Origin of the sequence: Nostoc cycadae WK-1, from assembly GCF_002897135.1 — a bacterium.
GTDB lineage: Bacteria > Cyanobacteriota > Cyanobacteriia > Cyanobacteriales > Nostocaceae > Nostoc_B.
The window spans coordinates 1-14196 of the sequence record NZ_DF978442.1; the positions used below are offsets into that span (position 1 = coordinate 1).

Annotated in this window: 11 protein-coding genes and 1 pseudogene; 9 read left to right on the top strand and 3 right to left on the bottom strand. The window is 42.0% G+C overall.

The genetic code is table 11. From position 1 onward, the window contains the following. The first annotated feature begins 575 nt into the window (after nt 1-575). Nucleotides 576-1013 (top strand): hypothetical protein, encoded by a 438-nt coding sequence (locus tag NCWK1_RS24820; RefSeq protein ID WP_103126551.1) that lies wholly within the window; start codon nt 576-578, stop codon nt 1011-1013. Nucleotides 1014-1039: 26 nt separating this feature from the next. On the opposite strand, the gene NCWK1_RS24825 is transcribed toward NCWK1_RS24820, so the two are convergent. Together NCWK1_RS24825 and NCWK1_RS24830 are read right to left on the bottom strand one after the other, a co-directional pair. Further along, nucleotides 1040-1426, bottom strand: a complete 387-nt coding sequence (locus tag NCWK1_RS24825; protein ID WP_103126552.1) for a response regulator — start codon at nt 1424-1426, stop codon at nt 1040-1042. Between the two features lie 198 nt (nt 1427-1624). Further along, a complete protein-coding gene (locus NCWK1_RS24830) occupies nt 1625-6454 on the bottom strand; it encodes a response regulator (RefSeq protein ID WP_103126553.1) in 4830 nt (1609 codons plus the stop codon). 444 nt (nt 6455-6898) lie between these two features. Here NCWK1_RS24830 and NCWK1_RS24835 point away from each other — a divergent pair, with 444 nt between their 5' ends. The 8 genes from NCWK1_RS24835 (at nt 6899) to NCWK1_RS24870 (ending at nt 14043) form a co-directional block, all read left to right on the top strand. Continuing rightward, nucleotides 6899-7438 (top strand): universal stress protein, encoded by a 540-nt coding sequence (locus NCWK1_RS24835; protein WP_103126554.1) that lies wholly within the window; start codon nt 6899-6901, stop codon nt 7436-7438. A gap of 45 nt (nt 7439-7483) precedes the next feature. Further along, on the top strand, nt 7484-7996 hold the full coding sequence (hoxE, locus tag NCWK1_RS24840; protein ID WP_103126555.1) for a bidirectional hydrogenase complex protein HoxE: 513 nt from the start codon (nt 7484-7486) through the stop codon (nt 7994-7996). Next, entirely contained in the window at nt 7983-9587 is a 1605-nt protein-coding gene (nuoF, locus tag NCWK1_RS24845) for an NADH-quinone oxidoreductase subunit NuoF (RefSeq protein WP_103126556.1), read from the top strand. The genes hoxE and nuoF overlap by 14 nt, the downstream gene beginning before the upstream one ends. A gap of 370 nt (nt 9588-9957) precedes the next feature. Beyond that, the gene (hoxU, locus tag NCWK1_RS24850; protein ID WP_103126557.1) at nt 9958-10674 is read left to right on the top strand and encodes a bidirectional hydrogenase complex protein HoxU; all 717 of its coding nucleotides are present in this window, start codon (nt 9958-9960) and stop codon (nt 10672-10674) included. Nucleotides 10675-10692: 18 nt separating this feature from the next. Next, entirely contained in the window at nt 10693-11223 is a 531-nt protein-coding gene (locus NCWK1_RS24855; protein WP_103126558.1) for a DUF3122 domain-containing protein, read from the top strand. Nucleotides 11224-11266: 43 nt separating this feature from the next. Beyond that, nucleotides 11267-11812 (top strand): NADH-quinone oxidoreductase subunit B family protein, encoded by a 546-nt coding sequence (locus NCWK1_RS24860; RefSeq protein ID WP_103126559.1) that lies wholly within the window; start codon nt 11267-11269, stop codon nt 11810-11812. 121 nt (nt 11813-11933) lie between these two features. Then, a complete protein-coding gene (locus NCWK1_RS24865; RefSeq protein ID WP_103126560.1) occupies nt 11934-12527 on the top strand; it encodes a CBS domain-containing protein in 594 nt (197 codons plus the stop codon). 67 nt (nt 12528-12594) lie between these two features. Further along, nucleotides 12595-14043, top strand: a complete 1449-nt coding sequence (locus NCWK1_RS24870) for a Ni/Fe hydrogenase subunit alpha (protein WP_096575074.1) — start codon at nt 12595-12597, stop codon at nt 14041-14043. Here NCWK1_RS24870 and NCWK1_RS30295 read toward each other — a convergent pair. Continuing rightward, nucleotides 14018-14196: pseudogene (locus tag NCWK1_RS30295) on the bottom strand (alkyl hydroperoxide reductase); the annotation flags it as partial. The gene NCWK1_RS24870 and the pseudogene NCWK1_RS30295 sit on opposite strands and share 26 nt — an antisense overlap.

Below are 14196 nucleotides of genomic sequence, written 5' to 3' on the forward strand. Positions count from 1 at the left end.
GGAGGCAGGAGGCAGAAGGCAGAAGGAAAAGTCTTACTATCCCTTGCATTCAAGCTTTTAAATTTTCCTAACATATCTGATACCGTTTCACTTTAAGTTTGATCCAAATAGACCGCAGGGGGGCGGAGGAGAAATTATTTCGGCGTACGCAATTATAGATTTTGCATACGCAATTGTTATTTTGGCGTACCCATTTGTTATTTCTGCTTACGCAATTATAGATATTGCATACGCAATTGTTATTTCGGCGAACTCATTTGTTATTTCGGCGTACGCAATTGTTATTTCGGCGTACGCAATTGTTATTTCGGCGTACCCATTTGTTATTTCGGCGTACGCAATTATAGATTTTGCATACGCAATTGTTATTTCGGCGTACGCATTTGTTATTTTTGCGATGACTTTTGCTGATTATACTTATGCCAAAATTATAAATCGGCATCAAAAATGAGTAAAAACACAGGTTTTATCACCAGGTAATGAAACTTTTAAATAAATAAATCCACAAACCTACTCATCTCAGCAAAAAGGTTACTCAACTATTTTGAAAAAAGATTATTCAAAAAGGATGCCTCATGGCTTTAAAAACTCGTCGTTCTGCTGCTGTTGAAAAAGCCCAACTTCGTCTTGCTTTGCTGAAATCTATTAGTGAAAATTTAGATTTAGGACATGGATTAACAATTGAAGTTTACAACAATCTCATCAATAATACCCGTGCTATCCTAGAATCTCATAATACGCTGGTGTCCAATCTGGAAGAATCGCGTAAAACATTAACTCAAATGGACAAAGCTCTCTCGGAAATGTCTGAAAGAATGCTAAGTGGAGTTGCAACTATCTACGGCAGAAATAGTATAGAGTATTCTAAGGCTGGCGGTTCTAATCGAAAACGCAGTAGACAATCTAGTTCTAAAGTTACTCCAGTTGTGGCTGTTCTAGCCAATCAATCTACGCAAGCTGTGATTGAAAATTCATCAACTAACGGCAACGGTACAACTCCTTTACTAAAATGATTTGTCTAATATTTTGTTTTATACTTTTAACTTCCCAACTTCCAGCCAAGGGCTGTGGCTACTTCGTTAGCTAATTCTAGGGGGTTGAAGGGTTTAGCGATCGCTGTGACTATACCCATTTGAGCATAACGACGGCGATCGCTGGCCTGAACTTTAGCAGTTAATAATATTACAGGGATTTTTTTGGTTGTGGCGTTTGCTTGGAGTTTCTCAAAGGTAGTTATCCCATCCATTTCTGGCATCATTACATCTAATAAAATCGCATCTGGTTGGTAAGTTTCGGCTTGCTTAATGCCTTCTTTACCGGAACCCGCCGTGACTACTTCCCAACCTGCAACGGTTTCTAAACAAATTTTGGCAACTTCTTGAATGTACTGTTCGTTATCGACTACGAGAATCCGTTTTACGGTCATGATTAATACCAATATATAATTCGTTATTAAGTAACGCCGTCTGCCAATTTCTCTTAAACCTAACCCCCAACCCCTTCCCTACAAGGGAAGGGGAGCAAGAATTAAAGCCTCTCTCCGCTGCGGGGAGAGGTACCCTGCGGGAAGCAAGCTATGGAGAGGGGTTGAAAACTAAGTGGCACATCGCAATATAACTCTCTTTTACTCATCACTCTGCACTGAATGATGAGTTATTCGCTGAAGTAATTCCATCACTTTTTGTTCAAATTCTTGGGTTGTGACACGTCCTTTAGTTAAAAATTCTGTATATCCTAATTTGAGTCGCTGGCGTTCAGACTCATCTAAATCTTTAGCAGAGTAAACTACCACTGGCATAGCATATAAATGATTGTGCTGTCGTAACCAATCAACTACCACAAAGCCATCGCTTTCTGGCAAAATCAAGTCAAGAATTAATAAGTCAGGATTCAGTTCTTGGCTGAGGTGAATGGCTTCTCGTCCAGTTTGAGCCAAGCAGGTTTCGATATCATGGCGCTCAAATAAAGTAATTAGTAATTGTGCTAAATCGTTGTCATCTTCCACAATTAAAATTCGGGCGCGTTTAGGAGGTTTGGCAACAACTTGTTTGAGCGATTGTAAAAGATAACTTTCTTGTACTGGTTTACTTACCCAATCAGCAAAATCTGTAATTGGTTTGTGATTAGTATCTGACTGATAAACACTACAAATCACAATAGGAATGTGTTTAGTATCTGCACGTTCTTTTAATATTGCCATTGTTTGCCAGCCGTTCATTTCTGGCATGAGCAAATCGAGTAAAATCACATCTGGCTGTTGAGCCGATGCGGTGGCGATCGCTTGTTCTCCTGTAGCAACTGCTACTACTCGATATCCACCTTTTTGCAAAAGTTTTTGTAGTTCGGTGCTGATTGCTTGGTCATCATCACAAATTAAAACTAAAGGAGAATAGGGTGTAGGTAATGGATAATGGGGAGTCGGCGGTGCTGATTCAACAGTTTGGGGAGCTTGATAGATTGGCAAAGTAAAGTGAAATTTACTACCTTCGCCTACAGTACTTTCTGCCCAGATACGTCCGCCGTGCTGTTGCACAATACTTTTGCAAATTGCTAAACCTAAACCTGTGCCATCATGGTTGCGTGAATCGGATGAATCAACTTGTTGAAAACGCTCAAAGATGCTTTCTAATTTATCTGCTGGGATACCACGTCCAGTATCTTTAACTGTGAGTAAAACATCATGTTCTTGTTGCTGAATTTCTAACCATACTGTCTCGCCTTTCATTGAAAACTTAATGGCATTACTCAGCAAGTTAGTTAAAGTTTGCACAATTCTGTCAGGGTCAGCCCATAACATGATAGATAAGCTAGAAATAGCTAATGTGATGCCTTGTTTATTTGCCAAAGGTTGAATCACATTTACTGCTGACTGAATTAAATCGGCAAGGTTGCAGATTTCCCGCGCCATCTTGACTTTGCCTGATTCAATGCGTTCGATATCTAAAATATCATTAATCAACCGGACTAAGCGATCGCTACTATCGATGGCAATTTGTAATAACCGTTTTCCTTGGTCGGAATCTGCTTTTAGTAAACCACTGGTTAGCATTCCCAAGGAGCCATGAATTGATGTTAGAGGTGTGCGGAGTTCGTGACTAACAACAGACACAAATTCATCTTTCATGCGCTCAATTTGTTTGCGTTCTGTCACATCACGCAAAATCACTGTATAGTAAACTTCCTCACCCATATTTAATTTAGAAATAGAAGCCTCAGCCGGAAATTCACTTTCATCTTTGCGTTGACCAAATAATTCCCTGCGTTCTCCCATTCTCCGCGCTAAATTTGCCGATTGACCGAAGTCTGAGACATGTTGACGATGAGCTTGGGTAAATCGCAGCGGTAAAAGTATATCTAACTTCTGCCCCATGACTTCCTGAGCAGAATAACCAAAGATTTTCTCGGCTCCTTGATTAAATAAGGTAATACATTGGCTGCTGTCGATAGAAATAATCGCATCATCAGCAATATCTAAAATTCGGGACAATTTCTCTTGGGAAACACGCAGTTCTTTTTCTATGCGTTGGCGTTCATCTAGTTCTGATTGTAATTGGTGGTTGACGCTGATTAATTCGGCGGTGCGTTCGGCAACTCGTAATTCTAATTCATTATTTGCTTTTTGTAAGGCGGCTTGACTTTGTTGTAATGCGGCTTGGGCTATAGTGCGATCGCGTTGATTGCGTAATGCGACAATACCATAAGTTAAATCTTCTGCCAGTTTTTTTAATAGTTGTACTTCATCATCATCAAAGGCATTTGCTTCAGCAGCATAAATATTCAACACCCCAAAAGCTCGTTCTTCTATCTTTAAGGGTAAAGCGATCGCCGCCGCATATCCCCGTTCTTGTGCTTGACACCGCCAAACCTCATATTTGGGGTCAGTGAAAATATTCTGAATAATGCAGATTTTAGCTGTACGAATCGCTGTACCTGTCGGCCCTTGACCTCGTATAGTATCCGCCCAAGTCAGGTTGAGGGTTTGTAAATAGCCATTATCATAGCCAGCTTGGGCAACTGGGCGAATATTTTTTTCCGCATCATCTTCAGCAAAACCAACCCACGCCAGCCGATAACCGCCAACTTCCACAATGATTTGGCAAGTTTTCTGAAGTAAATCTTGTTCATCTTGAGTACGAACAATAATTTGATTACAACTACTTGATGTCTGGAGTGTGCGATTAATCCGGTGAATTTCTGTTTCTACTTGTTTGTAGTGGGTGATATCGCGGGAAAATGCCAATTGCACAAATTTGCCATCAATTTTATTTTGCAGCGGGACAGCATGAATTTCCATCCAGCGACGATTACCTTGATAGGTGATGATCTCAAACTGTAAAGTGCCTTGATTACCTTGACAAACACTTTCATGGAGTTGGCGAAATGCTTGGTGATATTCTGGCGCAATCAAAGCATAAACTGATTTGTCAATTACTTGAGCTTTGCTTTTAGCGGCGATAATTGCCACTCCGGCAGGATTTATTTCTAATACTGTGCCATCAGTGGCAACTACCATAACCCATTCTGGTTCACTTTCAAAGATAGTACGCCAATCAACCGAGACAGCAGAATTAGCAGATGAGAGAGTAACTTTATCTGTTACTGGCTGTTGCTGAGTTTGCACCATCCGCCTGAGCAATTTTATCCGTTCTAGGCGATTCACAATCCGAGTGACTAATTCTGGCCCCACAATTGGTTTGCTGACAAAATCATCCGCACCAACGCTATACACCTGATTTACAATGTCGGCATCGGTGTGGACTGTGAGAAATAAAATTGGTAACTCACTCCAATTCGGGTCATTTCTCACAACTTGGCAAAGTTCAATGCCATTGGTGTGGGGCATTTCTACATCCAGAATCAACATATCTGGCTTGACAGCTTCCAAGGTTTCCCAAAAATGGCGCGGATCATCTAAGGAAATTATTTGTAATCCCCAAGGCGTGAGTAAAGTTTGTAACAAAGCGAGAATCTGCGGATCATCATCTACAGCGAGGATTTTCGCTTCGCCTGGGGGTGATTGTTGGAGTAATTGAGCGATCGCCTCTGCCATTTTTTCGGCTGTCATTGGCTTTTGTAAAAATGTATGTCCCCCTTGACGCGCCAGTTGTAAACGATTGCCTAAATCTGTTTGCTCGGTAAAAACTAACACTGGCACAGGCGGTTTCCGCTGCGCCAGTTCGGCTAAAAAACTCCAACTATCTTCTTGTTGGTCAGAAAAACTAGGGTCAAGTAATACTACACTGGGATGCTCTCGGTAAAGCAGCGTTCTCGCTGAATCAAGATTGGTGGCAATGCTAACTTGAAATTCTGGGTCAGATTTGGTTTGTGCGAGTTGTTCCCCTACGGTATGGTCTCGATCAATTACCAAAACTAAAGGTAATCTACTGCTACCAGATGATGAGCTTACTGCCTCATCTTGAGTTTGAATTTCTTGACGCAATGATTTCACCCAATTTTGCACCTTGGCTGTGTCTTCTGGTGTTAACTCTTGACCAGATTTGAGTAATTGCTCAATTTTTCGCGCCAATTTTGAGCCTGTAGGAAAGCCAAAAGTCCCCAACGAGCCGGCTAAGGTATGGGCTTCTTTCTGTGCTTGGTTGAGCAATTTGGGATTGACAACTGCTTGTTCTAGCACTTTGATTTGTTCATCAACTCGTCCCTGAAATCTTTGCCAAACTCCGGCGATCGCTTGGAGTGTTTGCTGCTGAGATGATGGTTCTTCTTGGGGTTTGAAGTTTTGAGATTGGGAATTAGATGATTTTGCCGCGACTTTCTCTTCTTCTTGCGGTTTGAGGCGATAGCCAATTCCATACACAGTTTCAATTAAATCACTGGGCGCTCCCACAGCTTTTAATCTCTGCCGTAATCCTTTAATATGAGTCCGAACAGCTTCTTCCCCAGGGGTATCTTCGTAAGACCAAAGATGTTCTAAAATCATGCCACAGCTAAATACTCGGCGGCTGTTGCGTAAAAATAGCTCCAAAAGTGCATATTCTTTGGGAGTTAATGATAGTAAATATTCTCTATATCTAACTTCACAACTACTAGGGTCAAGGCGCAAATTTCCCCATTCTAAAACTGGTTGTGCTGATGTACCACTGCGACGTAACAAAGCTCTAACACGGGCGACTAATTCTTCTTGTTCAAATGGTTTAACTACATAATCGTCTGCGCCTGCATCTAATCCAATCGCTTTCTCATGACTGCTATCACGGCCTGTTAATAATAGAATTGGCATTTGTCCGCCACTAGAGCGAATTTGCCGACACAAACTAATGCCATCTAGATTTGGCAAAATTACATCTAATAAAATTAAATCATAATTATAGGTTTGAATTAAATCCCAAGCAGTTTCACCATCACTGGCAACTTCAACTGCATAGTTTTGGTTGGTGAGAACAGCGGTTAGTGCATAAGCATTTAGCTCGTCATCCTCGACAACTAAAATTTTCATATCCAAACATTTCCTAATATTAATATTATTGGATAATCAGGCTAAAAAATTAAATTAAAAACACAATAATATTTTATATTCGCGTTTTAGAGCATAGTAAAATATTTACTGATCCAATGTTAAGTTTAATTCACAATTGTCAACATTTATCAATCTTTAGAAATAGTTGTCAGAAGAATCAAGCACTAAAGTTAACAACACCCGTCAAAGCTTTTCTCTGGAAATTTAAATTCTGAAATATTTATGACTATCCTCACAAGTTCCTCAAATTCTTCATCTATAAAAAAGATAGATGTCACTCAATGGGTTGCCAAATTATCACAGCTAATTAAACAGAATAATTGCCAAAAACAGACGTAAATCATCAATTGCGGTAGTTCTGCATCTCCAGCCCAAAAACTTCAATCATTCATCAGTTATGAGCAATTACAGTCAGAGGTCGATATGCTGAAAAAGATTTTAGTGGCCTTGGATCGGTCAGAGATGGGACAAGAGGTTTTTACGCAAGCATTGTCTTTAGCACAAGTCATGTCAGCGGAACTATTATTGCTGCATGTTCTATCCCCAGAAGAAGACGGTAGCCCTTACATTCCCATGTTATCTAATGTTGATTACTATCCAGGTTTGAGTGGTCAAAGTTTAGATTTATACCAAAAACAGTGGGATAGCTTTAAAGATGAAGGCGTGCGGATGTTGCAGTCTTTTTGCGCTCAAGCAAACTTGGCAGATGTTAAAGCCGAGTTTAGCCAAATTTTGGGCAACCCTGGCAATACTATTTGTAAGCTGGCTACTCAATGGAATGCAGACTTAATTGTCATGGGACATCGGGGGCGTTCTGGTCTAGCAGAATTTTTCTTAGGTAGTGTGAGTAACTATGTGTTGCATCATGCTAACTATTCAGTTTATATCGTGCATTATCCTCGCAATTTAACCAGCCCAGAAAAAACTGTTGAGAAAGCCGCGGAAAATGCCAGTGTCTCTTAAATTTTAGGTGCGATCGCCAAATAAAATCATCAATCTCCAGTAACAATGACAACCGCTTCTCCTGTAGTTCTGCCCCATCCCAGTGGTGATAAACGCCTAAAGATGCTAGACGCAACTATGAAGCGTCACCAGTATCAACAAGATGCCTTAATTGAAATTCTCCACAAAGCCCAAGAATTGTATGGTTATTTAGAAACCGATTTATTACTTTATATTGCCCGTAAATTAAAACTTCCCCCTAGTCAAGTTTATGGGGTAGCTACTTTTTACCATTTATTTTCTCTAGCACCCCAAGGTGTTCATAGTTGTGTAGTTTGTACAGGGACAGCTTGTTATGTCAAAGGCGCTCAGGCAATTTTGGCCAATGTAGAAAAAATCACTCATATTCAAGCGGGTGAAACTACAGCCAACGGTCAATTATCACTACTAACAGCAAGATGTTTAGGCGCTTGCGGGATTGCGCCTGCTGTGGTGTTTGACGGCACAGTTTTAGGTAATCAAACCCCAGAATCAGTTGGAGATTGCATCCAAGGATGGCTGGAAAATGGAACTAAATGAATTATTAGAAATTGCTAAACAAGAACGTTCTCAAGCTAAACCAGTGCAGATTCGCTGCTGCACAGCGGCTGGTTGTTTATCTGGTAACTCCCAAAGCATTAAACAAGCACTCGACGCTGATATCAAAGCTGAAGGTTTAGAAAAAGACGTACAAGTTTCTGGTGTTGGCTGTATGCGCTTATGCTGTCAAGGGCCATTAGTCCAAGTTGACACCCCAGCGGGAAGCAAACTTTACGAAAAAGTTACCACTCAGGACGCATTTGCCATTATTGAAGCGTTAGACGGTGGTAAAACCTCTGTCTCAGAAATAGATTTATCCCAGCCATTTTTTAGTTATCAAAAGCCAATTGTTTTAGAAAACAGCGGCAAAATTGACCCAGAAAAAATTCAATCTTATATTGCAGCTGAGGGTTATCAAGCTCTTTACCATGTGTTGCGTGAGATGACCTCCAACAAGGTTGTAGAGACAGTGACGCGCAGTGGTTTGCGTGGACGGGGAGGCGCAGGTTATCCCACAGGAATAAAATGGGCGACTGTTGCTAAAGCAAAAAGCGATCGCAAATTTGTCATCTGTAACGCTGATGAAGGTGATCCTGGCGCATTTATGGATCGCAGTGTCCTAGAAAGCGATCCCCACCGCGTATTAGAAGGAATGGCGATCGCAGGTTATGCTGTCGGAGCCAGCCAAGGTTATATTTATGTTCGGGCAGAATATCCTATTGCTATTCATCGTCTGCAAACGGCAATTCATCAAGCCCAACGCCTTGGTTTATTAGGTAGCCAAATCTTTGACTCTCCCTTTGACTTCAAAATCGATATTCGCATTGGTGCAGGGGCTTATGTGTGCGGCGAAGAAACCGCTTTAATGGCGAGCATCGAAGGCAAACGCGGCCTCCCTCATCCTCGTCCACCTTACCCAGCAGAATCTGGTTTATGGGGTCATCCCACATTAATTAATAACGTCGAAACCTTTGCCAATATTGCACCAATTATTCGTAAAGGTGCTGATTGGTTTGCCAGTATCGGTACAGACAAAAGCAAAGGAACAAAAGTTTTTGCCCTAGCTGGCAAAATCCGCAATACAGGTTTAATCGAAGTGCCAATGGGAACTTCTTTGCGGCAAATTGTCGAAGAAATGGGAGGCGGTATTCCTGATGGCGGTACTGCTAAAGCTGTACAAACAGGTGGCCCTTCCGGGGGATGTATCCCTGCTTCAGCATTTGATACACCTGTAGATTACGAATCCTTGACAAACCTCGGTTCCATGATGGGTTCTGGCGGCATGATTGTCATGGATCAAACTACCAACATGGTTGATGTTGCCCGCTTCTTCATGGAATTTTGTATGGATGAATCCTGCGGTAAGTGCATTCCTTGTCGCGTGGGAACTGTGCAGTTACATGGATTATTAACCAAACTGATGCAAGGCAAAGCAACATCAGATGATTTGGCACTACTGGAAGAACTTTGCGACATGGTGAAAAACACTAGTTTGTGCGGTTTAGGCCAGTCTGCACCAAATCCGGTATTTAGTACATTGCGTTACTTCCGTGAGGAGTATTTGGAGTTGATTAAAAGTGCTGAGTGCTGAGTCTAAACCTAGTTTTTTCAAGGCTTTGAGCAGTCAACTAACGTGGTGTGCAACTTTCGCTCAAACCTAACCCCCAACCCCTTCCCTCGTAGGGAAAGGGAGTAAGATTTAAAGCTTCCCTCCGAAGTGGAGAGGGATTTTAAAAATAGTCTTACATCACATTAACAATGTAGACCGATGCAATAACAATGTAACTTGTCGCAATAACAATGTAGACCGATGCAATAACAACGTAACTTGTCGCAATAACAATGTAGACCGATGCAATAACAACGTAACTTGTCACATTAACAATGTAGACCGACCCATTAAATAATCAGACACAATTACACACTCTGTTTTCTGTTCTCTGTCACTATCCCCTATTCTTATGGCAGTCAAAACGTTAACAATCAATAACCAACTTATTAGCGCCCACGAAGAAGAAACTGTCCTAGAAGCGGCGCAAGCAGCAGGAATTCATATTCCGACATTGTGCCATTTAGAAGGCGTGGGGGATGTGGGTGCTTGTCGGCTGTGTTTAGTAGAGATTGCTGGAAGTAATAAATTACAACCTGCTTGCGTGACAAAAATTAACGAAGGAATGGAGGTTTACACACATAACGATCGCCTACAAAAATACCGCCGCACAATTGTCGAAATGCTGTTTGCAGAAGGTAATCACATTTGCTCAGTTTGTGTCGCCAATGGTAATTGTGAATTACAAGACTTAGCGATTGAAATGGGGATGGATCATGTACGTTTAGAGTATCACTTCCCCAATCGTAAAGTAGATGTTTCCCACGATCGCTTCGGTATTGACCATAACCGATGTGTGCTGTGTACTCGTTGTGTCCGCGTTTGTGACGAAATCGAAGGCGCTCACACTTGGGATATGGCAGGTAGGGGTACAAACTCCCACGTTATTACTGATTTGAGTCAGCCGTGGGGAACATCGCAAACTTGTACCTCCTGCGGTAAATGTGTCAACGCTTGCCCCACAGGTGCGATTTTCTACCAAGCTTCTAGCGTTGGGGAAATGAAACATGATCGGGACAAACTTGATTTTTTAGTTACCGCAAGGAAAAAACAGCAATGGAATCTTTAGCCACGCCAGGAGGTAAATATGAAACTCCGTCGCCTTCGACAAACATTTTGGTGGTTGCTATTGGGAAGTATTTTGACAATATGTATATTCCTGGCTTTAGGAAACCCCACATCACAAACAGCGATCGCTGCTGTCACACGTTTAGAAGCAGCACCAGGCGAAATACTTTATCGCTCACAAACAAAATTAGATGATCAATCAGGACACGTTTGGCAAGCGGTTCTGTTTAAACAAACTTACCCTAATCAAGAGATCAGTTTAAATCTGCGGCTCGTCGGTTTCCCCAACTCAGCCGAATTAATTCATCCCCAACCGCTAAAAATTACCACAGCTGACGGCAAAGTTTTGACTGCTGCTGACGTTTTCTTAGATGAAGCCCCAGCACCAACTATCGGTCAATACAACTTTAAAGATATCTTGCCCCAATTACCCAACGAACCCCTACAACTAGCTATACCTTTACCCAAACAAAAATTTATTCACATCTCAGTTCCTCAATCTGTTGTACAAGAGTGGCATAAAGTCCTCATTGCCAAATCTTTAACCTGACAACATACCTCCAACTCAGCGTACCTTTGCGTTTAAAAAAATTATGCCTCGCTTGCGACTAGCAACAGTATGGTTAGGCGGCTGTTCTGGCTGTCACATGTCCTTTCTCGACTTAGACGAATGGCTGATTGATTTAGCCGGACAAGTAGATTTTGTTTACAGTCCCTTCGCGGATATTAAAGAATATCCCCACGATGTCGATGTAGTGTTAGTTGAAGGTGCGATCGCAAACGAAGAACACCTCACCACAATCCGCACTGTTCGAGAACGTTCCAAACTCTTAATTTCTTTTGGTGATTGTGCTGTGACTGGGAACGTCACCGCCTTACGCAATCCTTTAGGTAGCGCCGAACCAGTACTTCAGCGATGTTATATCGAATTAGTTGATCTTCACCCTCAAATACCCTATGAACCAGGCATTGTCCCCCCATTACTAGATAAAGTCACACCTGTACATTATGTCGTCCCCGTTGATATTTATTTACCCGGTTGTCCACCCTCAGCAACTCGCATCCGTGCCGCATTAGAGCCGCTGTTACAAGGTGAAAAACCCAAACTCGCAGGACGCGAATTCATCAAATTTGGTTGAACAGGAGGCAGGAGGCAGAAGGCAGAGGGCAGGAGGAAATAGTGATTATCCTTAACTCAGCACTCATAACTCAGCACTCATAACTCAGCACTCAGCACTTTTAAATATTAGGAGATTCATTATGTTAAAAGCCGCAGACATTATGACAAAAGATGTCGCCACCATTCGTAGTTCCGCCACAGTTGCAGAAGCCGTGACTCTAATGCGGGCGAGAGATTGGCGAGCATTAATTGTTGACCGTCGCCACGAACAAGATGCTTACGGCATTATTAGCGAGAGCGATATTGTTTATAAAGTTATTGCTTATGGTAAAGACCCTCATAAAATCAGGGTTTATGAGGTGATGACAAAACCTTGCATCGCCATTAACCCCGACTTGGGTTTAGAATACGTCGCGCGGTTATTTGCCCAACATCATTTGCACAGAGCGCCAATTATCCAAGGTGAACTAGTCGGAATCATTTCCCTCACCGATATTTTGGCTTTAAGTGACTTTATAGAACAACCCCGGTCAATTCTTTTAGAGCAACAGCTACAAGATGAAATTAAAAAAGCCCGTGCTACTTGCATAGAAAAAGGTATTCATTCAGAAGAATGCGCCGCCGCTTGGGATGCAGTAAACGAAATGCAATCAGAAATGGCACATCAAACAGCCGAAACAATCGATAGAACAGCTTTTGAAGATTACTCAGAAAGTCTGAAGTATGAAGTGTGAAGTCTGAAGTTTCATCTCTTATCCTCCTGCCTTCTGCCTCCTGCCTTTTGACCATTCACATTGACCAATGACAAAAATAATTATCGATCCCGTTACCCGCATTGAAGGACATGCCAAGATTAGTATTTTTTTAGATGATGCTGGTCAAGTGAGTGATGCTCACTTTCATGTCACCGAATTTCGCGGGTTTGAAAAGTTTTGCGAAGGTCGGCCGCTGTGGGAAATGCCGGGAATTACTGCTAGAGTTTGTGGTATTTGTCCGGTAAGCCATTTGTTAGCTTCTGCGAAAGCAGGCGATCGCATTTTAGCTGTTACTATTCCACCAACAGCTGTTAAACTGCGACGTTTGATGAATTTAGGCCAAATTCTCCAATCCCATGCACTGAGTTTCTTTCATCTCAGCGCCCCCGATTTTTTATTGGGAATGGATAGCGACCCCCAAACACGTAATGTCTTTGGTTTAATTGCCGCAGAACCAGAATTTGCCCGTGGTGGAATTCGCTTACGCCAGTTTGGGCAAGAAATTATCGAGTTATTGGGAGGGCAAAAGATTCACCCCGCTTGGGCTGTTCCTGGTGGAGTGCGAGAACCATTAACTCCAGAAAAACGCAGCCACATCCAAAATCGGATTCCCGAAGCACGCACCACAATTTTGGGTGCTTTAGCGCAATTTAAAAACTTGCTTGATGATTATGCCGCAGAAGTCCAAACCTTTGGTAATTTCCCTAGTTTATTTATGGGGTTAGTTACTGCCAAAGGTTTGTGGGAAACTTACGACGGAAATATCCGCTTTGTTGATAGTGGAGGTAATATCATTGCCGATAAACTCGACCCCACACGCTATCAAGAATTTATCGGGGAAGCGGTTCAACCAGACTCTTATTTAAAATCTCCCTACTATCGACCCTTGGGTTATCCTAACCAAAATGACCATTGCCGGATAGATAGTGGGATGTATCGAGTCGGGCCACTAGCACGGTTAAATATTTGTAACCGCATTGGCACACCTTTAGCCGATCAAGAATTACAAGAATTCCGCGATCGCGGTCAAGGTACAGTCAAGTCATCTTTCTTTTATCACTATGCCCGCTTAATCGAAATTGTCGCCTGTATTGAGCATATTGAAATCTTACTTGATGACCCAGATATCCTATCAACAAGACTCCGTGCCGAAGCTGGCATTAACCAACTCGAAGGAGTCGGTGTCAGTGAAGCACCGCGCGGCACTTTATTCCATCATTATCGTGTTGATGAAAATGGGTTATTGCAAAAAGTCAATTTCATCATTGCTACTGGTCAAAATAACTTAGCAATGAATCGCACAGTTGCTCAAATTGCCCGGCATTTTATCCAAGGCACAGAAATTCCTGAAGGAATGTTAAATCGCGTTGAGGCAGGTATTCGAGCTTTCGACCCCTGTTTAAGTTGTTCAACCCACGCCGCCGGACAAATGCCTTTACAAGTTCAATTAATCACAGCCAATGGCAATATTATTCATCAAGTTTGGCGGCATTAAATTGTGCTAGTAATGTTTCTACACTAGCATTGTGATCTAAAAAAGAAAACAAATGTGTATATAGTAATTTGCCATCTTTATCTAAGACAAACTGTGCTGGTAAAGGCGCTCCCAATGCTTGCCCTACCTCACATCTTGCACCTGATAAAAAAA